This is a genomic window from Amycolatopsis sp. cmx-4-61, from assembly GCF_046548775.1.
In the GTDB taxonomy this organism is placed as follows: Bacteria; Actinomycetota; Actinomycetes; order Mycobacteriales; family Pseudonocardiaceae; genus Amycolatopsis.
Genome location: NZ_JAEBEI010000007.1, coordinates 371,188 through 394,557 on the forward strand (window position 1 = coordinate 371,188; position 23,370 = coordinate 394,557).

The window sequence follows — 23,370 nt, forward strand, 5'->3', positions numbered from 1 at the left end:
CCTCCCCGCATCGGTTCCCGCGAAACATAGCCGATCCGGCACCGCAACCTGTGAGTGGTCGCCGACGCCGCCGCAGGGGCAGCATCGTCTTTTCACCACCGAGCACCCCCGAAGGAAAACCCCATGCAAGACGTGCACTCCGCTCTCACCACCGAGGCGGACGCCCTGGCGGACCTCATCCGCGACCACGAAGGGCGGGTGATGCTGCCCGTCGGCCGGGCGATCACCGGGTACCTGGCCGAGCTCACCGTCGTCGCGCGCCGGATCGTGCTGGGCGTCGAAGGCGAAGAAAGCGCTTCGGCGCCCCGCATCACGAACGCCGGCATGCTCGGAGACGCCGTGCTCGCGTGGCTGTCGGAGCACCGCAAGGCCACCGAGCTGCTGGCCACCGCGGAAGCGGACATCCCGTGGCCGGGCGGCCCGATGCGCCCTTCGGTGCTGGCGGCCGCGCTGCTCACGGCCTTGTTCGCCCGTGGCCAGGACATCGCCGACGTGCTCGAGACCCCGTTGCGCCGCAACGACGAAGTCGGCCACGTGGCCTACTACGGCGTCCGCACGCGCGACGAGGTCTACGAGGGCCACGGGGAGCCGCCGTCCGGGCGGTTCCGGTACGAGCTCGTCGCGCCGTCGGGCGAGCGGTGGGAGTTCGGCCCCGCTGACGCGCCGGACCGGATCACCGGCCCCGCCGTGGACTTCTGCCTGCTGTTCACCGGCCGCCGCGCGGCCGGTGACCTCGGCGTCACCGCCACGGGCGCGGAAGCCGTCCGCTGGGTCGAGCTGGTGCCCGCGCGCCGCAATCCTCTGTGGACGTCCGAACTGGACTGACGCTATTCGAACCGGCCCGGGTCGCCGGCACCGCGGCGGACCACTTCGGCCTCTCCCGAGGAGAAGTCGACCACTGTGGTCGGTTCCACCCCGCACTCCCCGGAATCGACGACCGCGTCGAGGACGTGGTCGAGCTCCTCCTTGATCTCCCAGCCCTGGGTGAGCGGCTCGGCCACGTCCGGCAGCAGCAGCGTGCTCGACACCAGCGGCTCCCCCAGCTCCGCCACCAGCGCCTGGGTGACGACGTGGTCGGGGATGCGCACGCCGACGGTCTTCTTCTTCTCGTGCATCAGCCGCCGCGGCACCTCCTTCGTGGCGGGCAGGATGAACGTGTAGCTGCCCGGCGTCGCCGCCTTGATCGCGCGGAACACCGCGTTGTCCACGTGCACGAACTGGCCGAGCTGGGCGAAGTCCTGGCAGACGAGGGTGAAGTGGTGGCGCCGGTCGAGCCGCCGGATCGAGCGGATCCGGTCGAGACCGTCCGGATTGTCCAGCCGGCACCCCAGCGCGTAGCAGGAGTCGGTCGGGTAGGCGATCAGGCCGTCCTGCCGCACGAGGTCGGCGATCTGACCGATGGCCCGTCGCTGGGGGTTGTCCGGGTGGACGTCGAAGTACCGCGCCATGGCGTGAGCCTAGGCCCCGGCCCGTCGCGCCGCCCGGCGGCGTCTCCCACCTTGCCGTGACCGGGCCGGAGGTGGTGACCGCAGGCCCTCCTCCGGCGGAGAATCCGCGGGTGCGACAGGAGCTGTCGCCGAGGAGGCGAACATGACCCAGCCGGCGCTGCCCGATCCCGCCCGCACCGGCCCCCGGCCGCCCCGGCCCCGCGCCGTGGCGGGCCCGGCGGCCGGATCCGCCGGCCGGCGGATACCGGACGCGAGCCCGCCCGGTGCCGCGGACAGCCGGACCGTGGCCGGTTTTCACCCACCGCGCCCGGAATCCGTCGCGTCCGGCCGCCACTTCGGCCGCGGCCCGGCGGTCCGGTCCGCCGTGGACGACGCGTCCGGTGCCGGCTTCCCGGCCACCCGCCACCCGCACCGCACCGATGCCGGCGGCCCGCGCGATTCCCGCGGGGACAGGAGGTTCGGGCGTCACCTCGGGCCCATCGCCGTGCCACGCCGGGCTTTCCGGGCCCACGCCGGCGTCCCCGGCAGCCCGTGGCCGCACTGAACCAGTATTGGACCAGTAGGCCGCCACGGGACCGAAACCCGCACCGTACGGCCACTTCTTCGCTGTCATGACGGGGCTGTCATGGGATAGGATTCCGCGGAGCATGCACACCGAGTTCCGCCCGGACCGAACTGCCGGCTCCGGGTACCGCCGACCCGCCGGAGGACCGAAGCCGATGTCTCCGGGAACCGTTTCGAGCCGGCCGGAAGCGTTGAACGCGGTGACCGAGCCGCGTGGCACCAGTGTCGTCGACCGGCGGCCGAAGCTGGCCGCCTACCTGGCGGCGACGATGATCACGATCGTCGTCGCGGGGTTCGGGTTCGTCCTCCTCGCCTCCCTGATCCCGCTGGCGCTCAGCCCGTTCGAGGTCGGCTACGCGATCGGCGCGGTCGTCGTCCTGCTCGCGATCCAGCTGCTGCACTACAGCAGGCCGTCGGTCCGGCTCGACTCCACGCCGAGCAAGCTGCTGCTGATCGTCCTGGCCGTGCTCGGGTACGTGCCGGTCCTGACGTTCGAGTCCACGTGGGCCGCGATGCCGGTCTTCTTCGGCAGCGCGGTGCTGCTCGTGCTGCGGCCCCGGTTCGCGTGGCCGCTGTTCCTGCTCAACCTCGGTGGCGTGCTGTGGATCGAACTGCTGTACGACCCGCCGATCCTGGTGGCCTACACGCTCGAGGGCGCGGCGTTCTACAGCCTGGCCTTCTACCTGCTCACCCAGCTCGCCCGGATGATCCGCGAGCTGCACCGGGCCCGGACGGAGCTGGCCCAGCGCGCGGTCGCCGAGCAGCGGCTCGCGTTCGCCAGGGACCTGCACGACCTGCTCGGCATCAGCCTGTCCGCCATCGCCTTGAAGGGTGAACTGGCGCGCCGCCTGCTGCGGAAGTCGAGCGAGCGGGCACAGGCCGCGCTGGCCGAGATGACGGCCACGGCGCAGCGCACGCTCGCCGACGTCCGCGCCGTGTCCCGCGGCTACCGCGAACTGTCGCTGGAGAAGGAGTTCCGCACGGCGCAGTCCCTGCTCACGGCGTCCGACATCGCCGTGCGGGTGCACCTCGACCAGGCCGAGCTGCCGGTGCAGGCCCGCACGCTGCTGGCGAAGGTGCTGCGGGAGGGCGTCACGAACGTGCTGCGCCACAGCGACGTCGAACACTGCGAGATCGACGTCCGGCGCCGGCGCGACGGGGTCAGCCTGGTGATCGTGAACGACGGCGTGGACCCCGAGCAGCTGCCGGCCGGGTCCGAGCTGCTGGCCCGCCTGCCCGACGAGGTGGCGGCCCTGGGCGGCAGGGTGACGACCGGTACCGGCGACGACGGCCGCTTCCGGCTGCGGGTCGAGCTGCCGCTCCCCGACCAGGCCGAGCCGGTCGCCGCGGCGGGCGAAGCCGACGAGAAGGCGTTCGCCGAATCGCGGCGCATCCGCTTGCTCCTGCCGGTGGTGTTCGGGCTGCTCGGCGTGGCCGCGGTCCTCCACGTGCTGCTGCTGACCACGAACGTCTGGCACATCGCCATGGTGATCGGGTCCGTGGCGGCGCTGCTGACGCTGCAGTTCGCCTACTTCAACCGGCCGACGACGCGGCTGCGGTCGGGGCAGAGCATCGCGATGCTGTTCGTCCAGGCCTGCTTGATCTACCTCCCGCTGCTGCCCCTGCAACACGACTGGGTGAGCCTGCCCCCGCTGCTCATGGGGTGCGGTCTGCTGGTCCTGCCCCCGGCGGCGGGCTGGCTGCTGTTCGCCGCGAACACGGGCGTGTACCTGTGGCTGCAGTACATCGCCGGGCAGGCGGGGCAGGACACGTGGTACGCGATCCTGTTCTCCACCGGGACGGTGATGACGGCGCTGATCGTGTTCGGGATGCTCTGGCTCGTCCGGCTGGCGGCCGAACTGGACCACAGCAGGCGACGGCTGGCCGACATGGCGGTCGCCGAGGAGCGGCTCCGGTTCGCCAGGGACCTGCACGACCTGCTCGGCATGAGCCTGTCGGCGATCGCGCTGAAGAGCGAGCTGACGGCCAGGGTGCTGCCGCTCGACCGCGGCCGGGCGACGGACGAGCTGCAGGAGATCCTGGGCCTGACGAGGCAGGCCCTCGCGGACGTCCGTTCGGTGGCCAGCGGCTACCGCGAGCTGTCGCTGGACAGCGAGTCGAAGTCGGCCCGGTCGGTTCTGGTGGCGGCCGACGTCCAGGTCCGCATGGAGATGCTGCAGGACGAGCTGCCGGCCCCGGTGCGCACGGTCCTGGCGGTGGTGCTGCGCGAGGGCGTGACGAACGTGCTCCGGCACAGCAGTGTCGAGACGTGCGAGATCGCGGTGCGCCGAATGGACGGAGGCGTGACGCTCGAGATCGTGAACGACGGTGTCGACGGCCTGGGCCGTGCGGCGGCCAAGCCCGCATCCAACGGGAACGGGCCCTCGGGAGGCGGCAGCTCGGGCAGCGGCATCGGGAACCTCGCGCACCGGGTCTCGGACCTCGGCGGCGAGCTGACGGCCGGGGTGGCGGACGACGGCCGGTTCCGCCTACGCGCGGTCGTCCCGGTGTGAGCCGGTCCGGCAGAACCTGCTGATCGCCGGGGCCGTCAGAGGCGATCCGGCGACGGCTTCGGCAGCGCATTGGGGCTGGGTGGTGCCGGGAGCGAGGCGCTTCGGTGGCAGTCCCGGCTCGAAACGTCCGGCCTGCGGCCCCTCGCCTGCGGCAGCCGAGGATTTGCGCTCGCCCGGGCGGGGCGAGGGGGCGGGACACTGCGGCAACCGACCGGATTCGCGATGCCGGGCGACCACCCGGTCACCCGATCGGCGGAACGCACCATCACGAAAGAAATTCCGCTCCCGGGGGCAGAAGAACCCGCGCGCAGGAGCAGCCAGCCAGCCATCCATCGCCGGTGGACCCGGCACAGGACGACCGGCCGCGCGCGTCCCCGAGGACGGGGGTCAACGCCCCCAGAACCTCACAACCACCCGGACTCGCCCGCGATGCGGATCGCATCCACCCGGTTGCGCGCCCCCAGCTTGGCCACCACCGTCGTCAGGTAGTTCCGGACGGTCCCCGCCGAGAGGAACAGCCGCGCGGCCACCTCGACGGTCCCGTACCCGTGGGCCGTCATCCGCAGCACGTCGAGCTCCCGGACCGTCAACGGGCAGTCCACACTGTCCCAGGCGGCCAGCGCGAGGTCGCCGTCCACCATCCGGCGGCCCGCCACCACGCCCCGCACCGCGTTGGCCAGCTTGTCCGGCGGGGCGTCCTTCAGCAGGAAGCCGCTCACCTTGGCGTCCAGCGCCCGTCTCAGCGTCCCGGGACGCCCCAGGCTGGTCAGGATGAGGGTCCGGCACCCCGGCAGCTGCTCGTGCAGCTCGGCGGCCGCCGTGAGGCCGTCCTTGCCCGGCAAGTCGATGTCGATGATCGCCACCTCGGCGGCCGTCGAGCGGGCGGCCGGGAGGATCTCCACCCCGGACGCCACCTCGGCCACCACCTCGATGTCGGATTCCAGCCGGAGCAATGCCACCAACGCGCCGCGGACGATGTGCATGTCTTCGGCAACGAGCACTTTGATCACGAGGGCGCCTCCGCCTTCAAGCACTGCCCAGATCCCCAGTACCCCAAGTTAAACATTCCGGCCGACTTGCCGGTTGGTCCGTTTGGGGCTTCCACAGGCCGATATGCGACCCGACGAGGACGAAGTCGCGAAAGACAGCGCAATACGCGCTCGCGCCGCTACCACACGTGAGGCAAACTGCTGTTTGCCATTCCGTTGAAGGTTTTCCGGGTCGGGTCGCAGGCGGACGTGCCACCGCCGGGGACGGAGGCGGTCACCCGAGCGCGAAAGCGCTCCGGTGACCGGCTCTCCACCGTGCGGACCAGCAGCGATACTGGTCCGGACCAGTCAGGCCGCCAGCGCGGCTTCCTCCACCTGCACGGCCAGGGTGGTGCAGATCGTCGCGCGGACCACGACGTCACCGGGCGGGCGGTCGAACCTGTCGATGACGAGGCCGGAGTTGACGGCACGAACCTTTTCGACCTCGATTCCCAGGTCGGCGAAAATTGCGTCGACGTCAGCAGAAAAACGCACAGACATTGTGTACTCCCCAGCGGTGAAGATGAAAGGCTTGTGTGCCATAAATAGTCCACTTACGGCCCGGCGCGAGCCAGTGCCCGCATCATCGGGGCGTCGTGCTTTATGACTGCTCCAGGTAGTCCCGGGCATACCACAGGATGGAGTAACGAGGACGCGTTTCATCGACCGTTCGGGTGTATACCCGTCACGGATCGGGGTCGTCTCGGCGCCCTGAGCGACGAGATCGTCACGCTGTCACCCCTCCGCATGCCCCGTTCACGGTCGGCTCTAAACCATCTTCGAGCATCCTGTGTAAAACGCATTCCCGCGCATATGCAAAACGCATACTCGCGCTCGGCGAAATCCATTCGGAACGGTGCACAGAGCACTTAAGAAGTAGACGGGTTCCGACCTACAGTTCTGCCAGACCAATTTTCCGGCGCCGAACGCGTCCGCAGGGGGACGCGGGTCGGCGGATACCGGTGACGGGAGGAACGGCCATCATGGACGAAATCGTGCGTCAGGCCGTGGCACGGGCCATCATGACCATGCGGGACAACCTGGGGGAGCGCCTCACCATCGACGACCTCGCCCAGTCCGCGATGTTCAGCAAGTTCCACTTCACCCGGGTCTTCCTCCGGGTGACCGGGCTGTCGCCCGGACGATTCCTGTCCGCGCTGCGGCTGGCCGAGGCGAAGCGGCTGCTCGCGACCACCGCCATCTCGGTGGCCGACATCAGCCACCAGGTCGGTTACAACAGCGTCGGCACGTTCAGCGCGCGGTTCAGCGGCAGTGTGGGCTTCTCGCCGACCGGGTACCGCCAGCTGCGCGGCACCCGGCCGCAGATCGTCGAACGGACCGGTCAGGTGAGCTCCGAGGCGGCCGTGCGCGGGCACGTCCGGCGCCCGCCGGGCGCGGAGTCCGGTCCGGTGTTCGTCGGGCTGTTCCCGGCGAAGATCGCCGAAGGCGCACCCGCGCGCTACACGATCCTGCCGAGCGCCGGCCCGTACACGCTGACCGACGTGCCGCTGGGCTCGTGGTACGTCATCACGCACGCGTTCGGCGTCTGCCCGAACGACGACCGCGGGCTGCGGCCGCTGACCGGGCTGGCGGGCCCGGTGACCGTGTACCGGGGGGTGGCCGCGAGCCTGGCCGACGTCCGGCTGCGACCGCGGCACGGTTTCGACCCGCCGGTCCTGCTGGCGCTGCCCGATCTGCGCCCCGCCGCCCCGGTTCGGCACCCGGTCGCGGTTTGACACCCGAGGGGTCCCGCGCGGGGTTCGGGAATCGGATTCCCCTGCCCCGTGCGGGAGCCGCGCCGGTACCGCGAACCGGCATTTCGACTGCCGATTCACCCCCGCGCTCGCGGAGAGCGACCGGCGAATCCTCCGGGGCGATCGTCCGGTGACGTACAATTCCGCACGGGGGAAAGGGTCGACTGGGGGAAGCGAGGAACGACGTGATCAGAGTTCTTCTTGCCGAAGACATGGACATGGTCCGCGGTGCCCTCGTCGCTCTGCTGAGCCTCGAATCCGACATCGAGGTCGTCGCCGAAGTGGACTCCGGGGACGAGATCCTGCCCGCGGCCAAGTCGACCCGGCCCGACGTCGCCGTCATCGACATCGACCTTCCCGGCAAGGACGGGCTGACCGCGGCCACCGAAATCCACGAGCACCTGCCGGAGTGCCACACGCTGATCCTGACCAGCCTCGGTCGCCCGGGCACGGTCCGGCGCGCGCTGGACGCGAAGGTCAACGGCTTCCTGCTCAAGGACGCGCCGTCGGACAAGCTCGCGAACGCGGTGCGGTCGGTCGCGGTCGGCCGGCGGGTGATCGACAGCGAGCTCGCGCTGTCCGCGTGGGAAGCCGACGACTGCCCGCTCACCCCGCGCGAGCTGGAGATCCTCGCCCTCGCCGCCCGCGGGCGCAACGTCGCCGACATCGCGGCGGACCTGTTCCTGTCCCCCGGCACGGTGCGCAACTACCTGGCCGCGTCGGTGACCAAGCTCAACGCCCGCAACCGGGTCCACGCGATCAGGATCGCCACTGACGCCGAATGGCTCTGAGCGGGTCGAATCCCCTTCGGACCCCGAACGCCTCCAGCGGGACGCTGGCGTGCAGCAGGTGCGTCCCCCCTGGCCGGGTCCCGGCCGTCAGCTTCCCGCCGAGCAGGCTGACGCGGTGCTCGAGGTTCCGCAGCCCCCAGCCGCGCTCCTCCCCGCTCTCCTCGGGACCGCCCGGCAGGACGCCGTCGTTCGCCACGCGCAGCCACGCCTCGCCGCGGTCCGCGCCGATGGCGAACTCGCACCACGACGCCTGGCTGTGCCGCACGACGTTGGTGACGCTCTCGCGCAGCACCGTGGCCAGCGTCGTGGCGACCACTTCGGGGAGCTGATCGGGCAGCACCCGGTCGAACCGCACGGTCACCCCGGCCGAGGTCAGCACGGCGGCCGCGGCCGCGCACTCGTCGGCCAAGGACAGTTCCCGGTGCCCGGCCGCCACCGATCGCACGTCCGCGAGCGCCTTGCGCGACATGGTCACCAGCTCGGTGAGCTCCGGCTGGACCTGCGCCGGCTGGGTGTCGACCAGGCGGCGGATCAGCTCCACCTTGAGCGTGATGGCCGACAGGCTCAGGCCGAGCAGGTCATGGGTGTCCCGGGCGAACCTCATCCGCTCCTCGGCGACCACCCGCGCGGCGAGCGCACGCCTGCCGTCCTCGCGTTCGGCGGCCAGGCGGACGAACCAGGCCAGGCCGAACACGGCCGCCGCGGCGACCGCGGTCAGCGCCGCGCCGTGCAGACCGTCCGGGATGGACTCCTCGGGCGGGCCGGCGTCCGCGGACAGCACGCCCACGCTGCTCGAGACGAGCACGAGGACCGGCAGCGACACCACGGGCTTGGCGACGAGCAGCACGCTGCCCACGAAGAAACTGCTGAGCACGCTCCACGCGACACCCAGCTGCAGCACCGGCGCGAGCCCCAGGACGGCTTGCAGCACGAGAGCGGGCCCGCGGAACCGGATGCGCCCGTACCCGAACCCGACCAGGTGCACGGCGACGAGGGCCACCGCGTAGCCGGCCGCGGCGAGCGAGACGGGCCACGACCGGACCTCCCGCAGCGGCCCGAGCAGGCCGAGCACCCCGATGCCGAAACAGACCCCGGCGTGCACGGTGTAGACGAGGCGAGCCGGGAAGGCCTTACCCACCGGTCGATCCACGGTGTCCGTATGCGACCAGGTTGCTCCCTTCGACCAGCGCGGATACGGCGACCGGACTCTTGCGTCAGGCATTCTCGCAGTAGCGATCACCGCGGCGCCTCCCCGAAACGCTGCACTTCCCCAGAACAGCAATCTAACAGTCGTTCCGGCGAATCCGGCTCGCCACCTCGGGGGATTTTCCTGGCGACTGGACCCGGGCGCCCTACTCCGGGAAGTCCAGCACGCACTCCCCCACACTGACCTCGGCCGGCCACTCCAGCTTCAGGGCCCGGTCCACCCGGTCCCCGGAATCGACCGGCACCGCGTGCGCCGCCAGCCCCATCGCCCGCGCCGCCAGCGAGAACACCTGCTGCAACGCACCCAGGTGCAGCAGCGTCGTCGCGTAGGCCGCGCCGCCGAGCACCCACGCGACCCGGGCCATGCGAGCCGTCATCGTGAGCAGGGCCGACGGGCGGCGGTGGCTGCCCGCGGCGATCATCGCCATGTCCAGCAGGCTGTCGAGGACGCCCGCGTCGTCGTTGACCAGAGTGAACGTGTGCCACAGCGGGTCGTAGTGGTAGATGCCCCTGTCGAAGTCGGTGGAGCGGTTGACGCCGACGTAGATCTCCAGCTCGTACAGGCAGGCCACGCTGAAGTACGGCCGCTGCGACGCCTCGTGGGACGGCCCGCTGGGCAGGTGGGCCGGACCGACCGAGCGCACCCGCGCCGAGCGGAACAGGAATTCGCCGAACTGGCGCGCCGACAGCGGCCGTTCGCTGAACTCCGGGCAGGAGTGGTCGGTCTCCAGCAGCGCGGTCAACGACGGTTCCGCGGCGTCCGGCAGGTCCGGCCGGGGCAGCGGGAAGGTCGGCCCCGCGGTGACCGGCTTGGTCACCGGTGGCTCGGCGCCGGTCCGGCCGGCGCCGGGCTCCGGCGGCGGGCCCTTCTGCCAGGTCCGGCTGCGCGCGTGGAAGATCAGGTCGTCGTGCGACCAGGTCGCCCGGCCGGAGTCGCCGTCCTCGGTGAACCGGCCGTCGGCGTCGCCGAGGAGCACGACCCCGGCGGCGACGAGGAACTCGACGACGTCGGCGACGACCGGCTCGGCCACCCCGGTGGTCACGGCCAGCTGCTCGACCGTCGCCGGGGTGGCCAGCGCGGACGCGATCACCACCGCCGGCGGGCGGAACAGCGCGACCTTGTACCGGGCGCCCGGGGACTCGGCCAGCAGCGCGCCCTCGTCGGCCCGAAGCGCCGTGAACCGCGACAGCCGGACCTGCCGCCCGGCCGGCAGCGGGCCGTCGGGGAACACCGGGAACTGCGTCACGGGGATCGCCGAGAGCACCGGCCCGCGGCCGTCGTTGAGCGCCAGCGAGTGCACCACCGATCCCGACAGCCAGCTGAGGATCTTGCGCAGGGAAGGCCGCCAGGCGTCGCTGCCGGCCGCCTCCCCCGAGACCGCCAGGTTCGCCATCGACACCGGCCCGAGCGCCAGCCTGCCGAGGGATTCGCGCACCCCGTCGGCCGCGCCGGGGAAGTCGTACTCCCCCCACCACGTGATCGCCACCAGCGACCCGTCGTCACCCGCTTCGATCAGCGTGTCCTCGGTCAACGACAGCAGGCGGACCGTTTCAGCGTGCCCTTGCGGGCTCTCGGCAGCCAACGCAAACTCCTATATTGACGACGAAATCGCCGTTCGATGCACGAGGCGTGCTACAGGAACATCGGGAACGGATTGAGCCGCTCGTACGGGGTCGGCTCGGCGAGCCGGCCCAGGCGCACCGGGACGTCGAACAACCGGCCGGGAGCGTAGCGTGCCCAGAACGGCCGGAGCCCGGGTGCCAGCACCTTGACCACCGGGAGGCCGACGTCGGGCCGGGTCTGGTCGAGCACGAGCAGCTCGCTGCCCGCGGCCGCCACCGTCCTGGCCAGCGCCTGGATGTCGTCGCGCACGTCCGCGCGGTGCACGAAGCCGAAGTCGGCCATGGTCCGCGTCCGCTCGCCGGGAGCGGGACGCAGGTAGGGCTGGTTGGCGACGGTCGCGTACCGCAGCCACCGGGCCGCGTCCGGGTCGTTCACGTCGTGGCCGAGCACCTCGACGTCCGGGATCATCTGGTTCAGCTCGGTCACCGCGCGCCGCAGGGCGATCCGCGGGTCCAGGTGGGCGCCGAAGCCGAACATGATGTGCTCGTGCGGGCTGTCCGTGCGGCGCGACACCGCGACGAACACCGGCACCCCGAGGTCCGACGTCAGGTCGAGGACCCACAGCTCCCGGCGCAGCCCGGCGTAGTTGCCGGCCATCTCGTCCAGCCAGCCGTCCGCGAAGGAGCCGAGGTCGACGCCGGGCATCGGCGTGCGGTTGTACCACCAGAGTGCGACGGCGTCCCGCTCGACGAGCTCGAGCGTGCCCTGCAGGACCGCGTCCTCGAGGCTGCTCCCGGCCGCCGCGCCGTTCGAGTCCGGGTGCAGCCCCCGGACGCCACACGCGGCGGGGGCGCCGTAGTAGAGATACCCGGTCGGCAGCAGCCGCCGCTGCCCGGACAGCGACCAGACCGGCGTCCAGTCGATCGGCGCCGCCTGGTCGAACCGGCGGGGGACGTGCTGGAACAGGCCGTGCGCGGCGTTCCAGGCCGCCCGCTCGCCGTACTGGCGCTCGGAAAAGAGCATGCAGTCGTTGGGGTGCAGCGCCTCCGCGCCGAGCTCGTCGAACGACGCCCGGATGCGCAGCTCGTCGCCCTGGTAGTTGCCGGAAAAGCGTTCGGCGGCCTCGCAGAGGGCACCGACCTCGGCGTCGATCGGGGTGACGCCCTTGCCGCCGTTCTCGCTGCGCAGCCCCGCCTGCATGCCGTTCACCCCGGTCACCCCGCGGGCCACGTTGTAGCCGGACCGGTAGACGTTCGCGAACGACGGCGCCGACGGGTCGGGCCGGACGTCCCGGATGATCCCGGTGACCGGGCTGACCAGGTGCCGGTAGCGCGCGAGCGTCTGCGCCGGGGTCGCGGTGCGGTGTCCGCCGCCGGTCGAGGTCGTCTTGCGGGCCGGCTCGAGCCGGATCGGCAGGGCCGCCCGCGCGGCCACCAGCGTCGCGTCCCCGCACTCGGGGCACTGCGGACGGCGGCGCAGTTCGTGCAGCTTGCCCTGCAGGTCCAGCGTGTCGAGCACCCACACGCTCTCCTGGCCGCCGTGCCGGTAGCCGGCCAGCCACTTGCTGGCCTCGAGCGCGATCAGGTGCGCCGCGGCGGCGGTCAGCGACGGCAGCGCGGCGGCCGGGCGGCGCGCCGGGCCTTCGTGGCCGAGCAGCTCCTGGGCGCAGGCCTCGGCGTGCCGGTGCCCCCAGAGCCGGTTGGTCAGGCAGTGCCAGCACGCCGACTCGCCGGGCCGCAGGATCGGCCCGATCCACACCTGCGCGGCGAACGGCCTCGCCAGCAGCCACGGCCGGCCGGTGCGGCGGTGCTCGGCGTCGAGCTCGCCCAGCCGCGGGTCGAGGTAGTCCGTGCACAGCACGATGCTCAGGTCGGCCTCGTCGGCCGCCGAACCGGCCGGGGCGACCCCGAGGCCGGCGTCGGCGAGCGCGCGTTCCACCGGCCGGATGTCGACATCGTCGCCGACGGCCAGCAGCCGGACCTCACGGCGGGAGTCCCGGGAGGTGGCCGAAGCGGCGTCGACCCCGCACGCGTCCCAGTACGCGAGCTCTCGCTCGTCGGCGGCCGGTCCAGGCGCCGGGCGCACCGAGACCAGCCCGGCGTCCACCAGCTCGGTCACGATCGCGGCGACCTCTTCCGGGGTCATCCCGGCCGGCCGGGCCCGCAGCACCTCGCCGAGCGCACGGGTGCCGTCGAGCAGCGGCGCGAGCGACTCGATGCACGCGCCGCGCATCGCGATGACACCCTGTTCGGAGAACAGGTACGCCCCCTTGCCGGCCCGGACCTCCGCGCGCAGGTGCCGCTTGAACGCCAGCACGGGTGGGCCGGCGGCCGGCGGCGGCGCGGAACGCGTCCGGTGCGGGGCGGGTTGCACGGCCGATCCGCTCATCTGGGCTCCTCAACTCCGTGCGCGCGATCCGAGAACCCGGATTCTTCTCCGGCGCGCCGACCTGCGGCCAGTGCGCCGCACACCGAACCGGACGTGCGAAACGCATGTCGATTCGCGCGAAACGCATGTGGGGAGGGTGCACCGCGCACTGGTCCGCGCCTCGGGTGGTTCGTCAACCTGGATCGCGAGGGCACAGCCGGCGCGGGCGACCGCCCGGCCTTCCGACCGAGACCACAAGTGAGGACCGAGTATGACGACCACTCGCACCTATGGACAGTTCTGCGGCCTCGCGCGTGCCCTCGAGATCATCGGGGAGCGCTGGTCCATGCTGGTCATCCGCGACCTGGTGCTCGGCCCGAAGCGGTTCACCGAGCTGCAGCTCGGCCTGCCGCGGATCCCGGCCAGCATCCTCTCCGCGCGGCTCAACGAGCTCGAGCAGGCCGGGGTGATCCGCCGCCGCGTGCTGCCCCAGCTGGACGCGAGCCTGGTCTACGAGCTCACCGAGTACGGCAGCGAGCTCGACCACATCCTGCTCGACCTCGGCCTCTGGGGCGCGCGGTCGCTCGGGCACCCGAAGGACGACGACGTGTTCACCAACGACGCCGCCATCCTCTCGCTGTACACGACGTTCCAGCAGGAGGCCGCGGCCGGCGTGCACGTCACCTACGTGCTGCGCCACCACGACTCACTGATCATCCACGCGATGGTCGAGGACGGCACCCTCAAGGTCGGCTCCGGCGACCACCCGGCCGCCGACCTCGTCATCGAGCCGCAGGGCCCGGAGCTGATCGACCTCGTCAACGGCCAGCTCACCGCGTCCGAGGCCCTGGCCTCGGGCCGGGTGCGGATCGAGGGCGACTTCGCCCACCTCGAGCTGTTCACGAAGCTGTTCCGGATCCCGCCGAAGCCGGAGCTGCCGGACGGCATCGCCTTCCACTGACATCCACGAGCCGGGCGACGGAGGCCGGCCGAGGCGCACAGGGGGCGCCCGGCCGGCCTTCCGCCTGAGACGACCAAAGATGGGCAATCCGGAGTAACGGCACCGCCGATCCGGCCCTTTAAGGTTTTGGCAGCCGATCTTTCGGCCCTGTCGAGAAAGGGCAGACATGTCGACCTCCGAGTTCGTTCGGCCGGCCGGCTTCCTGGGGACGTTGAACGGGAAGTACCACAACCGGGCCCTCGCCGTGTTCATGGTCATCGTCATCGCGCACTGGGTGGAGCACATCGTGCAGGCCATCCAGATCTACGGCTTCGGCTGGCCGACCTCGCGTGCCCGGGGCGTGCTCGGCATGCCCTTCCCGTGGCTGATCTCGCAGGAGTGGCTGCACTACGGCTACGCGCTGGTGATGCTGGTGTTCCTCTGGGCCCTGCGACGCGGGTTCGCGGGCCGGTCGCGGCAGTGGTGGAACCTCGCGCTGGGCATCCAGTTCTGGCACCACTTCGAGCACCTGCTGCTGTTCATCCAGGCGCAGAGCGGCTGGCGGCTGGCCGGCTCGAAGGTGCCCACCAGCATCATCCAGCTGCTCGTGCCCCGCGTGGAGCTGCACCTGTTCTACAACACGATCGTCACCATCCCGATGGTCGTCGCCATGGTGCTGCACCGGCGTGCCTCCGCCGCCGAGCGCGAACTGACCGGCTGCTCCTGCGGCGTGCCGCGGCCGCCCGTGCTCGCCACGTCGTGAAGCGGGCGCTGGCGCTCCTGGCGCTCCTCGCCGGCTGGTTGCTGGTCAGCGCCACCCCGGCGTCGGCGCACGTCGAAGTCCTCTCGTCGAACCCCGGTGACGGCGCCCGCCTGAGCGCGGCGCCGTCACTGGTGACGATCACCCTCTCGGAGAACATCGGGATCCAGCCCGGGTCGATCAAGGTCGTCGACCTCGGCGGCCGTCAGGTGGACGCCGGGCCGGTGTTCCAGCCCGGCGAGGCCGCCGAGCAGGTCGGGATCCGGCTGCGGCCCGGCCTGCCGGACGGCAGCTACCTGGTCGAATACGCCTTCGTCTCCGCCGATTCCCACCCGGTGCGCGGCACCTTCGCGTTCGTGGTCGGCAGCGGGCCCCTGGTGACGTCGGCGGGCGCGGTGTCCGCGGCCACCGGTACCGACGCGGCGGTGGACGCCACGTCGACGGCGGTGCGCTGGCTGGCGTACCTCGGCGTCGTGCTCCTCGGCGGGCTGGCGTTCGTGGTGCTGTGCCGCCCGGCCGCCCGCACCGACCACCGCGCCCGCCGGCTGCTGTCCGGCGGCGCCGTGCTGGTCGCGGCGGCCACGGTGGCGGCGTTGCTGCTCCAGGGCCCGTACGCGGCCGGCCGCGACCTCGAGGCGGTGTTCGACACCGGGCTCCTGGCGGACACCCTGCGGGTCGCGTACGGGAAACTGCTGCTACTGAGGCTGGTGGCGGTGGCCGCGTTCGCGGCCCTGGTGCCCCGCCTGCTGCGGCCGTCGCTGCCGGAGCGGCTGCGGGCCCGCTACGAAAACCTGGCCATGGTGACGGGGTTCGTCGTCCTGCTGACGTTCTCGGCCACCGGCCACCCCGTGACCGACCCGATGATGTTCTTCTCGGTCACGGCGGACCTGGTGCACTTCGGCGCGATCGCCGTGTGGGCGGGTGGCCTGGTCCAGCTGGCCCTGTGCCTGTTCCGCCCGGCACCGGGCGAGGACCCGGCCCCGGCGGCCACCCGGTTTTCCCGCATGGCGGCGATCGCGGTGACGGCGATCGCGATCAGCGGAGCGGTGCTGGCGCTGCGCATCATGCCGTCGCTGTCCGCGCTCTGGACGACCCGGTTCGGCCTGCTGGTGCTGCTCAAGGTGGCGGGCTTCGCGCTTCTGCTGGCGGTGGCGAGCCGTTCGCGCCGGGTGGTGCAGCGCGGGTTGGCGGCCTCGAAGCCGGCGGCGGCGACAACGGTGACGGCGGACCTGCGCCGCCTGCGTCAGGCGGTGGCGGCGGAGGTGGTGATCAGCGTGGTGGTGCTGGCTCTGGCGGCGCTGCTGACGGTCACCCCGCCGGGCGGCTGACCGCTCTCGGCGCCGCCCGCCCGGGACGGCAGCCATCCCGCTTCCGGACGTCGGGCTGCGCGCCACGACCCGGCGTGCGGCACGCCGGGTGCGGCACGTCGGGTGCGGCACGCCGGGCTGCGCGCCACGATCCGGCGTGCCGCACCTGGCCGGAGCCCACGCGACCGCAGTCCGGCACACCTCGCCGAGCTGCTTCCGAGCCGCACCGGCGGCCGGTCTCACACTCCCGGGCGCGGCGGCGGGACGAACGGCCCCCAGCTGAACGCGGGGAGCCACGGCCCCGGGTCCGCGCTCCACTCCAGTGCGGCCAGCTGGGCGAGTGAGCGCCGGCCGGCCAGGGCGCGGTACAGCTCGTGGGCCGGCGCCGTCACCTCGGCCTCCGCGCGCCCCGCGCCCGCCGTCCACGTCGAACCGCCCGTCGTCCGGAGGCGCAGCGGGGGCAGGCCGCGGCCCGCGACCGAGCCCGAGAAGCCTCTGACCAGCACTTCGAAGCTCGGCGCCCAGGCCACGTGCTCGACCGGCGGCGGCACCCCCAGCGCCGCGCGCAGGTCGAGCTCGTGCGTGTACGCGTCCATGACCATGACCTCGCCGCTGCGCCCGCCCGCGTCCGCGAGCCTCCCGTCGAGCTCGACGCCGACGTCGTCCCAGCGGTCGAGCAGCTCCGGCACCGTCAGTACCCCGGCCGGGGGCGGTGGGGTGCCGCCGAGGCGCTCGAGCACGCGCTCGGCGATGGCCGTGAGGTGAACGAGCAGGTCGGTGACGGTCCACTCCGGACACGCCGGGACCGGCCGCCGGTGCGTGCCCGGCCGCCCGTCGAGCAGCGCGCGAACGCCGCGCCGTACTGCCGGGTAGCCCACGAAGTCCGGTGGTGGGACCGGCCGAGTCGCTGTCACGCGGTTCCCCTCACCCTGGCACCGGACCGGTGCTTCCGATCCAGTATGCCGTGGTGAGGGCCCGGCCGGTTCTTCTCGGCTGCCACCAGCCGGCCGCGATCGACGTCGCTCACGAGCCGATTTCCGAAGACGGGCAACGGATTGCGATCGTGCCCCTGCGCCTGGACGGGCGCGGTGATCTCTCCGCCCTCGCCGGGGAACCGGCGGAACTGCCCGGGTCCGGAGCACGTCCACCCGGCCGCGGGGAACCGTTCGACGAATGATCGCCCGCCCGGGGGGCACGCGGCGGCGAGTTTGCGGCACACTGGGGTGGCACGTGAACTTCCCCGGTGCCGCAACGAAATCGCGCGGCCGGGGAGAAACCATCCAATTCGGAGGTGAGGCATGGCCCCCGGCGGCGGTGAGGACGTGGCGCACACCCAGCCCGAGTTCGACCTGGCGTGGCGCGGTTTCCAGCGCGCACAGGTCACCGAGTACGTCGCGTGGGCCGAGGCCGAGATCCGCAGACTCACCGCCGAGCGCGACGCGGCGCGCCGGCGCGGGGCCGCGCTCGCCGAGGAGAACCGTGAGCTCCGCGTGAAGATCGACCGGATCAGCATGACCCCGATCCCGGCGGACGCGCTGCAGGAGCGCGCGCGCCGGATGATCGAGCTGACCCGCGAGGAAGCGGCGGAAATCACCGCGCGGGCAACGGAAACCGCCGACCGGATCCGGCGCGAGGCCGAAGCGGAGGCCGGCCGGCTCACCGAGAAGGAACGCCGGCTGGTCGCCGAGGCCGAGGCCGAGCGCGAACGGCAGCGCGCCGAGCACGAGGACTTCGTGCGCGCGGCCGAGCAGCGCCGCCGCGAGCTGGACGAGGCCGCGGCGCACCGCCGCGCCCAGCTGGAAGAGGACCACACGCGCGCCATGACGGTCCGGCGCGCCGACGCGATGCGCGAACTCGCCGAGCAGGAAGCGGCCGCCCGGGCGAAGGCGGCTCAGCTGGTCGCGACCGGCCGCGGCGAGCTCGCTTCGGCGCGGGAGCAGGCGGCCCGGCTGGTCGGCGAAGCCACCCACCAGGCCGAAACGCTGGTCGCCACCGGCGAAACCGAACTCGCCTCCGCGCGAGAACAGGCCGCCCAGCTGATCAGCGAGGCCAAGCAGCACGGCGAAACGCTGGTCGCGACCGGCGAAACCGAACTCGCCTCCGCGCGAGAACAGGCCGCCCAGCTGATCAGCGAGGCCAAGCAGCACGGCGAAACGCTGGTCGCCACCGGCGAAACCGAACTCGCCACGGCGCGAGAACAGGCCGCCCGACTGATCGGCGAAGCCACCCACCAAGGCGAAACGCTGGTCGAGGCGGCCCAGCGTGAGGTCACGGCGTTGCAGGAAGTCCGCGACAAGCTCCACGCGAGCCTGACCGGCTGCCGCACCCTGCTGGCCGATGCGGCGGTGACGCTGGACGAACGCCCGGGCCCGTTCGACCCGGAAGCGACGTTGCCGATGTCGAAGCGGGTGCCGGTCCAGCGGCGCTCACCCGCCGATGACCTGGCGGTCGGTTGACACACGCCGTTGCGGTCCGGCGCGCGCCGGCCGTGGCCGCGGCGGTGGTGACGCTGGCGGCGTCGACCACGCTGGCCAACCGCGTGCTGCCCGGCTGGGCGTACCCGCTCTGCGGCCTGGTGGCGGCGGTGCTCCTGGTGGCGCTGGCCCGCGCGGCCGGGTGCACGTGGCGTGACCTGGGGTTACGCGGCTTCCGCCGTCCCGCGCTGGTCGGCCTGGCCGGCGCGGCGCTGATCGCCGTCGTGTTCGGCATCGCGCTGGCGGTGCCCGCGTTGCGCACGGTCTACCACGACGGCCGGGTCGGTGATCCGGACTTCGGCCAGCTGCTCTGGCTGACCTGCGGCCGCATCCTGTTCGGCACGGTGCTGATCGAGGAGGTGGCCTTCCGCGGGGTGCTCCCCGCCCTGTTCGGCGCGAGCGACGAGAAGTGGCGCTGGCGCCCGATCCTGGCCGCGGCGGCGCTGTTCGGCCTGTGGCACGCGCTTCCGGCGCTGGCGATCGGCCGCAACGCGGCGGTCCACGCCGTGTTCGGCTCAACGCCGGCGGTGGTGCTGCAGGTACTGGCCATGGCGGCCGCGGGCGCGGCGGGTGTCTTCCTGCACTGGTGGCGGCACGCCGGCCGGGGCGTGCTGGCTTCGGTGCTCGTGCACTTCACCACCAACGCGGGCGGGCTGACGCTCGCGGTCCTGGTGCGCTGAGCCGGGCTACGAACGCACCAGCCGCGCGATCGCGTCCGACGCTTCCCGGACCTTCAGATCCGCTTCCTCGCCGCCCGCCGCGGCGGCTTGCACCACGCACGTCGCCAGGTGTTCGTCCAGCAGCTCCAGCGAGAACGACTGCAGCGCCTTCGTCGCCGCCGAGACCTGGGTGAGGATGTCGATGCAGTACTTGTCCTGCTCGACCATCCGCTGCAACCCGCGGATCTGCCCCTCGATCCGGCGCAGGCGCTTCAGATAGGCGTCCCGCTCGCTGCCGTAACCCGTCATCGCCCACCTGTCCCGTAGTCGGCTTCCCTCCCACCGACTATACCCTCCCGGGGTGTCAGCGGAACCGGCGCAGGCGGAGGCTGTTGCTGACCACGAACGCCGACGAGCACGCCATCGCCGCCCCCGCGATCATCGGGTCGAGCAGGCCGAGCGCGGCCAGCGGCAACGCGGCCACGTTGTAGGCGAACGCCCAGAACAGGTTGCCCTTGATCGTCGCCAGCGTGCGCCGGGCGAGGCGGATCGCGTCGGCGGCGACGCGCAGGTCGCCGCGCACGAGCGTCAGGTCGCTCGCCTCGATGGCCGCGTCCGTGCCGGTGCCCATCGCCAGGCCCAGGTCGGCCTGGGCGAGCGCGGCCGCGTCGTTGACGCCGTCGCCGACCATCGCCACCACGCGGCCGTCGGCCTGCAGGCGCTTGACGACGGCGACCTTCTCCTCCGGGAGCACCTCGGCGACGACCTCGTCGATGCCCGCCTGGGCCGCGACAGCCCTCGCCGCGTCGGCGTTGTCCCCGGTCAGCAGCACCGGCGTCAGGCCGAGTGCGCGCAGCTCGGCGACCGCCCGCGCGGACGTCGGCTTGATCGCGTCGGCGACGACCAGCCGGCCGCGGACCTCGCCGTCCCAGGTGACGCCGACCGTCGTCGCGGCGCCGCCCTCGGCGCGCCCGACGCTGACGGTGCGTCCTTCGACCACGCCGGTCACGCCGACACCCGGCGTGCTGCGGAAGTCCGTGACCGCGGGAAGCGGGCCGAAGCGCTGCTTCGCCGCCTCCGCGATGGCGCGGCCGATCGGGTGCTCGGACGCGGCCTCGACGGCACCCGCCAGCCGCAGCGCGTCGCCGTCGCCTTCGACCAGGGTCATCCGGCCGGTGGTGACGGTGCCGGTCTTGTCCAGGACGACGGTGTCGACGCGGCGGGTGGACTCGAGCACCTCGGGACCCTTGATGAGGATGCCGAGCTGGGCGCCCCGGCCGGTGCCGACGAGCAGCGCCGTCGGCGTCGCGAGGCCGAGCGCGCACGGGCAGGCGATGATCAGCACCGCGACCGCCGCGGTGAACGCCTCGTCCGGGCGCCCGCCGGTCGCGAGCCAGACCACCATCGTGGCCAGCGCCGCGAGGACGACCAGCGGGACGAACACGGCCGAGACGCGGTCGGCGAGCCGCTGGACCTCGGCCTTGCCGTTCTGGGCGGCCTCGACGAGCCGCGCCATCTGCGCCAGCCGGGTGTCGTCGCCGACGCGGGTGGCCCGCACGACCAGCCGCCCGCCGGCGTTGACGGTGGCGCCGGTGACCGCGTCACCCGGTCCGACCTCGACCGGCACCGGCTCGCCGGTGAGCAGGCTCGTGTCGACCGCGGAGCCGCCTTCGGTGATCACGCCGTCGGTGGCGATCTTCTCGCCGGGCCGGACGAGGAAGAGGTCTCCCTCGTGCAGGCCGGCGACGGGCACCGAGTGCTCCTCGCCGTCGCGGAGCACGGTGACGTCCTTCGCGCCGAGGTCCATGAGCGCGCGCAGGGCAGCGCCGGCACGGCGCTTCGCCCGCGTCTCGAAGTAGCGGCCGGCCAGGATGAACGTGGTGACGGCGGCGGCGACCTCGAAGTACAGGTGGTGGTGGCCCCCGCCGAAGACGAGGGCGTACAGCGACCAGGCCACGGAAGCGACGACCCCGAGCGAGATCAGCGTGTCCATCGTGGCGGTCGCGTGCCGCAGGTTGACCGCGGCGGCGCGGTGGAACGGCCAGGCGCCCCAGGTGACGACCGGGGCGGCCAGGGCGAACGCTGCCCAGGCCCAGCCCGGGAACTGCCAGGCCGGGACCATCGCGAGCGCGATCAGCGGGACGGTGAGCGCGGCGGAGACCAGCAACCGAGTGCGGGGCGTCTCCTCTTCCCGCACCTCCGGCTCGGTGAGGCGCGCGGAGTAGCCGGCGGCTTCGACGACGGCCTTGAGGTCGTCGACCGACAGCCGGCTGGGGTAGCTGACCTGCGCTTTTTCGGTGGCGTAGTTGACCGTCGCGATGACGCCGTCCACCTTGTTGAGCTTGCGCTCGACGCGGGCGGCACAGGACGCGCACGTCATCCCGCCGATGGCGAGCTCGACGCGCGCCGCGGTGGCCGCGGGGGCGGCGCTCACGCGACCAGGCGGTAGCCGGCCTCGGTGACGGCGGCGGCGACCGCATCGGTGGTCAGGGGCGTGTCGCTGGTCACGGTCACGCGCCCGCTCTCGACGTCGACGTCGACGTGCCGGACGCCCTCGAGCTCGGAGACCTCCTCGCGGACCGAGGTGGCGCAGTGCCCGCAGGTCATGCCCTCGACGGTGTAGGTCGTTTCGGCCATTTCCCGCTCCTTTCGTCTCCCTCCTTTATACCCATCGGGGGTAGGGGTTCTCCATCGGGGGACGCCAGACTCGCGGCATGCGCAAGCTCTACGCGATCGGGATCGGTGCGGGCGACCCGGAGCACCTCACCGTGCAGGCGATCGACCGGCTCAACCGCGTCGATGTTTTCTTCGTGCTCGACAAGGGGTCCGAGAAGGCCGATCTGGTGCGGGCGCGACAGGAGATCCTCGACCGGTTCGTGACGCGCGAGTACCGCGTGGTGCTGGCCTCGGACCCACCCCGGGACCGCACGCCCTCGGACTACCGCGCGGCGGTGGCCGACTGGCACGAGGCGCGGGCGGCGGTGTACGAGTCGCTGATCCAGTCGTCGCTGGGGCCGTCCGAGGTGGGTGCGTTCCTGGTGTGGGGTGACCCGTCGCTGTACGACAGCACGATCGCGTTGATCGAGGCGGTGCTGGCCCGAGGGAACGTCGAATTCGAGTACGAAGTGGTGCCGGGGATCAGCAGCATCTCGGCCCTGGTGGCCCGCCACCGGACGACGATGAACCAGATCGGCCGGGCGGTCCAGCTGACAACGGGCCGCCGTCTCGCCGAGGGCTGGCCCGACGGGGTCGACGACGTGTTCGTCCTGTTGGACGCCCACACGACGTTCGACCGCTTCACGTCTTCCGGCCTGGAGATCTTCTGGGGCGCATACGTGGGCACGCCCCACGAGATCCTCATCTCCGGTCCCCTGACCCCGGCCCTGGCCGCGGAGATCCGCGCGACCCGCGCCTCCGCCCGCGAACGTCACGGCTGGATCATGGACACCTACCTCCTCCGCCGCCCAGCCGACTGACCCGTGTCGACCCCCCAATCACGCGAGATGACCCTCCAATCACGCAAGATGACCCTCCAATCACGCGAGATGCGGGTCTGCTCACGCGAGTTCCGTCCCGGGTCACGCCGGCGGCGAGCATGGAGGGGCATCACGTGTGATCAGAGGGTCGACACGCGTGATTGGAGGGTCGACACGCGTGATTGGGGGGTCGACACGGCAGTGGCGGAAATGCGGAAAGGCCCCGGGAGAACCGTGGGGTTCTCGACCGGGGCCTTTCCTATGTTGAGTTCGGCGGTGTCCTACTCTCCCACAACCCTTCGGTTGCAGTACCATCGGCGCTGTCAGGCTTAGCTTCCGGGTTCGGAATGGGACCGGGCGTTTCCCTGACGCTATAACCACCGAAACACTGTGAAACAACACACACCGTCTGCTGGTGTGGTGTTTCAGAACCGTAGAGTGGATGCGTAACATCTTTGTAGGCAAGTCCTCGGCCTATTAGTACCAGTCAACTCGACAACACATTACTGTGCTTCCATT

General features: G+C 72.2%; 21 protein-coding genes and 1 rRNA gene. 11 read left to right on the forward strand and 11 right to left on the reverse strand.

Annotation, left to right across the window (positions count from 1 at the left end):
• Positions 1-123 precede the first annotated feature (123 nt).
• Positions 124-825, forward strand: coding sequence for a maleylpyruvate isomerase family mycothiol-dependent enzyme (locus ACLJOU_RS22660; protein ID WP_410569653.1), 702 nt, complete (start codon positions 124-126; stop codon positions 823-825).
• A 2-nt stretch (positions 826-827) separates the two neighbouring features.
• On the opposite strand, the gene ACLJOU_RS22665 is transcribed toward ACLJOU_RS22660, so the two are convergent.
• Positions 828-1,448: an L-threonylcarbamoyladenylate synthase gene (locus ACLJOU_RS22665; protein WP_176171977.1), complete on the reverse strand. Its 621-nt coding sequence runs from the start codon at positions 1,446-1,448 to the stop codon at positions 828-830.
• A 142-nt stretch (positions 1,449-1,590) separates the two neighbouring features.
• Here ACLJOU_RS22665 and ACLJOU_RS22670 point away from each other — a divergent pair, with 142 nt between their 5' ends.
• Both ACLJOU_RS22670 and ACLJOU_RS22675 read left to right on the forward strand, forming a co-directional pair.
• Positions 1,591-1,992 (forward strand): hypothetical protein, encoded by a 402-nt coding sequence (locus ACLJOU_RS22670; RefSeq protein WP_410569654.1) that lies wholly within the window; start codon positions 1,591-1,593, stop codon positions 1,990-1,992.
• 220 nt (positions 1,993-2,212) lie between these two features.
• Entirely contained in the window at positions 2,213-4,525 is a 2,313-nt protein-coding gene (locus ACLJOU_RS22675; protein ID WP_410569655.1) for a sensor histidine kinase, read from the forward strand.
• A 404-nt stretch (positions 4,526-4,929) separates the two neighbouring features.
• Here the strand turns inward: ACLJOU_RS22675 and ACLJOU_RS22680 are convergent, their stop codons facing one another.
• Together ACLJOU_RS22680 and ACLJOU_RS22685 are read right to left on the reverse strand one after the other, a co-directional pair.
• Positions 4,930-5,535 (reverse strand): DNA-binding response regulator, encoded by a 606-nt coding sequence (locus tag ACLJOU_RS22680; RefSeq protein ID WP_410569656.1) that lies wholly within the window; start codon positions 5,533-5,535, stop codon positions 4,930-4,932.
• A gap of 327 nt (positions 5,536-5,862) precedes the next feature.
• Positions 5,863-6,048 carry a hypothetical protein gene (locus tag ACLJOU_RS22685; RefSeq protein ID WP_410569657.1) on the reverse strand — a complete coding sequence of 62 codons (186 nt, stop codon included), beginning with the start codon at positions 6,046-6,048 and terminating at the stop codon, positions 5,863-5,865.
• A 488-nt stretch (positions 6,049-6,536) separates the two neighbouring features.
• Here ACLJOU_RS22685 and ACLJOU_RS22690 point away from each other — a divergent pair, with 488 nt between their 5' ends.
• A complete protein-coding gene (locus tag ACLJOU_RS22690) occupies positions 6,537-7,289 on the forward strand; it encodes a helix-turn-helix domain-containing protein (protein WP_410569658.1) in 753 nt (250 codons plus the stop codon).
• Between the two features lie 203 nt (positions 7,290-7,492).
• A complete protein-coding gene (locus ACLJOU_RS22695; RefSeq protein ID WP_410569659.1) occupies positions 7,493-8,098 on the forward strand; it encodes a DNA-binding response regulator in 606 nt (201 codons plus the stop codon).
• Here ACLJOU_RS22695 and ACLJOU_RS22700 read toward each other — a convergent pair.
• The 3 genes from ACLJOU_RS22700 to ACLJOU_RS22710 form a co-directional block, all read right to left on the reverse strand.
• Complete coding sequence (locus tag ACLJOU_RS22700; protein WP_410569660.1) at positions 8,067-9,236, reverse strand: sensor histidine kinase; 1,170 nt, start codon at positions 9,234-9,236, stop codon at positions 8,067-8,069. The two genes, ACLJOU_RS22695 and ACLJOU_RS22700, sit on opposite strands and share 32 nt — an antisense overlap.
• Positions 9,237-9,450: 214 nt before the next feature.
• The gene (locus ACLJOU_RS22705) at positions 9,451-10,887 is read right to left on the reverse strand and encodes a SagB/ThcOx family dehydrogenase (RefSeq protein ID WP_410569662.1); all 1,437 of its coding nucleotides are present in this window, start codon (positions 10,885-10,887) and stop codon (positions 9,451-9,453) included.
• Positions 10,888-10,937: 50 nt separating this feature from the next.
• Complete coding sequence (locus ACLJOU_RS22710; RefSeq protein ID WP_410569664.1) at positions 10,938-13,256, reverse strand: TOMM precursor leader peptide-binding protein; 2,319 nt, start codon at positions 13,254-13,256, stop codon at positions 10,938-10,940.
• Positions 13,257-13,506: 250 nt separating this feature from the next.
• On the opposite strand from ACLJOU_RS22710, the gene ACLJOU_RS22715 reads away from it, so the two are divergent.
• The 3 genes from ACLJOU_RS22715 (at position 13,507) to ACLJOU_RS22725 (ending at position 16,263) form a co-directional block, all read left to right on the forward strand.
• A complete protein-coding gene (locus ACLJOU_RS22715; RefSeq protein ID WP_410569665.1) occupies positions 13,507-14,196 on the forward strand; it encodes a winged helix-turn-helix transcriptional regulator in 690 nt (229 codons plus the stop codon).
• A 166-nt stretch (positions 14,197-14,362) separates the two neighbouring features.
• Positions 14,363-14,938: a hypothetical protein gene (locus ACLJOU_RS22720; RefSeq protein WP_410569667.1), complete on the forward strand. Its 576-nt coding sequence runs from the start codon at positions 14,363-14,365 to the stop codon at positions 14,936-14,938.
• Positions 14,935-16,263 (forward strand): copper resistance CopC/CopD family protein, encoded by a 1,329-nt coding sequence (locus ACLJOU_RS22725; RefSeq protein ID WP_410569669.1) that lies wholly within the window; start codon positions 14,935-14,937, stop codon positions 16,261-16,263. The genes ACLJOU_RS22720 and ACLJOU_RS22725 overlap by 4 nt, the downstream gene beginning before the upstream one ends.
• 218 nt (positions 16,264-16,481) lie before the next feature.
• Here the strand turns inward: ACLJOU_RS22725 and ACLJOU_RS22730 are convergent, their stop codons facing one another.
• A complete protein-coding gene (locus ACLJOU_RS22730) occupies positions 16,482-17,156 on the reverse strand; it encodes a maleylpyruvate isomerase family mycothiol-dependent enzyme (RefSeq protein WP_410569671.1) in 675 nt (224 codons plus the stop codon).
• 384 nt (positions 17,157-17,540) lie between these two features.
• On the opposite strand from ACLJOU_RS22730, the gene ACLJOU_RS22735 reads away from it, so the two are divergent.
• Positions 17,541-18,698, forward strand: coding sequence for a M protein (locus ACLJOU_RS22735; RefSeq protein WP_410569672.1), 1,158 nt, complete (start codon positions 17,541-17,543; stop codon positions 18,696-18,698).
• A complete protein-coding gene (locus ACLJOU_RS22740) occupies positions 18,695-19,396 on the forward strand; it encodes a type II CAAX prenyl endopeptidase Rce1 family protein (RefSeq protein WP_410569674.1) in 702 nt (233 codons plus the stop codon). Before ACLJOU_RS22735 ends, ACLJOU_RS22740 begins: the two co-directional genes overlap by 4 nt.
• A gap of 6 nt (positions 19,397-19,402) precedes the next feature.
• Here ACLJOU_RS22740 and ACLJOU_RS22745 read toward each other — a convergent pair whose 3' ends face one another.
• From ACLJOU_RS22745 to ACLJOU_RS22755, 3 genes are read right to left on the reverse strand one after another with little or no spacing between them, the layout of a single operon-like run.
• On the reverse strand, positions 19,403-19,684 hold the full coding sequence (locus ACLJOU_RS22745) for a metal-sensitive transcriptional regulator (RefSeq protein WP_043785431.1): 282 nt from the start codon (positions 19,682-19,684) through the stop codon (positions 19,403-19,405).
• Positions 19,685-19,739: 55 nt separating this feature from the next.
• Positions 19,740-21,809 (reverse strand): heavy metal translocating P-type ATPase, encoded by a 2,070-nt coding sequence (locus tag ACLJOU_RS22750; protein WP_410569676.1) that lies wholly within the window; start codon positions 21,807-21,809, stop codon positions 19,740-19,742.
• Positions 21,806-22,012 (reverse strand): heavy-metal-associated domain-containing protein, encoded by a 207-nt coding sequence (locus ACLJOU_RS22755; protein WP_410569677.1) that lies wholly within the window; start codon positions 22,010-22,012, stop codon positions 21,806-21,808. The genes ACLJOU_RS22750 and ACLJOU_RS22755 overlap by 4 nt, the downstream gene beginning before the upstream one ends.
• A gap of 77 nt (positions 22,013-22,089) precedes the next feature.
• On the opposite strand from ACLJOU_RS22755, the gene cobF reads away from it, so the two are divergent.
• Entirely contained in the window at positions 22,090-22,851 is a 762-nt protein-coding gene (gene cobF, locus ACLJOU_RS22760; protein ID WP_410569679.1) for a precorrin-6A synthase (deacetylating), read from the forward strand.
• Positions 22,852-23,119: 268 nt separating this feature from the next.
• Here cobF and rrf read toward each other — a convergent pair.
• A 5S ribosomal RNA gene (gene rrf / locus ACLJOU_RS22765) occupies positions 23,120-23,236 on the reverse strand.
• Positions 23,237-23,370 lie beyond the last annotated feature (134 nt).

Coding starts and splice junctions, on each gene's coding strand:
- ACLJOU_RS22735 (WP_410569672.1), top strand. CDS start 17,541: ATGGCCCCCGGCGGCGGTGAGGACGTGGCGCACACCCAGCCCGAGTTC.
- ACLJOU_RS22710 (WP_410569664.1), bottom strand. CDS start 13,256: ATGAGCGGATCGGCCGTGCAACCCGCCCCGCACCGGACGCGTTCCGCG.
- ACLJOU_RS22715 (WP_410569665.1), top strand. CDS start 13,507: ATGACGACCACTCGCACCTATGGACAGTTCTGCGGCCTCGCGCGTGCC.
- ACLJOU_RS22690 (WP_410569658.1), top strand. CDS start 6,537: ATGGACGAAATCGTGCGTCAGGCCGTGGCACGGGCCATCATGACCATG.
- ACLJOU_RS22670 (WP_410569654.1), top strand. CDS start 1,591: ATGACCCAGCCGGCGCTGCCCGATCCCGCCCGCACCGGCCCCCGGCCG.
- ACLJOU_RS22755 (WP_410569677.1), bottom strand. CDS start 22,012: ATGGCCGAAACGACCTACACCGTCGAGGGCATGACCTGCGGGCACTGC.
- cobF (WP_410569679.1), top strand. CDS start 22,090: ATGCGCAAGCTCTACGCGATCGGGATCGGTGCGGGCGACCCGGAGCAC.
- ACLJOU_RS22660 (WP_410569653.1), top strand. CDS start 124: ATGCAAGACGTGCACTCCGCTCTCACCACCGAGGCGGACGCCCTGGCG.
- ACLJOU_RS22745 (WP_043785431.1), bottom strand. CDS start 19,684: ATGACGGGTTACGGCAGCGAGCGGGACGCCTATCTGAAGCGCCTGCGC.
- ACLJOU_RS22720 (WP_410569667.1), top strand. CDS start 14,363: ATGTCGACCTCCGAGTTCGTTCGGCCGGCCGGCTTCCTGGGGACGTTG.
- ACLJOU_RS22665 (WP_176171977.1), bottom strand. CDS start 1,448: ATGGCGCGGTACTTCGACGTCCACCCGGACAACCCCCAGCGACGGGCC.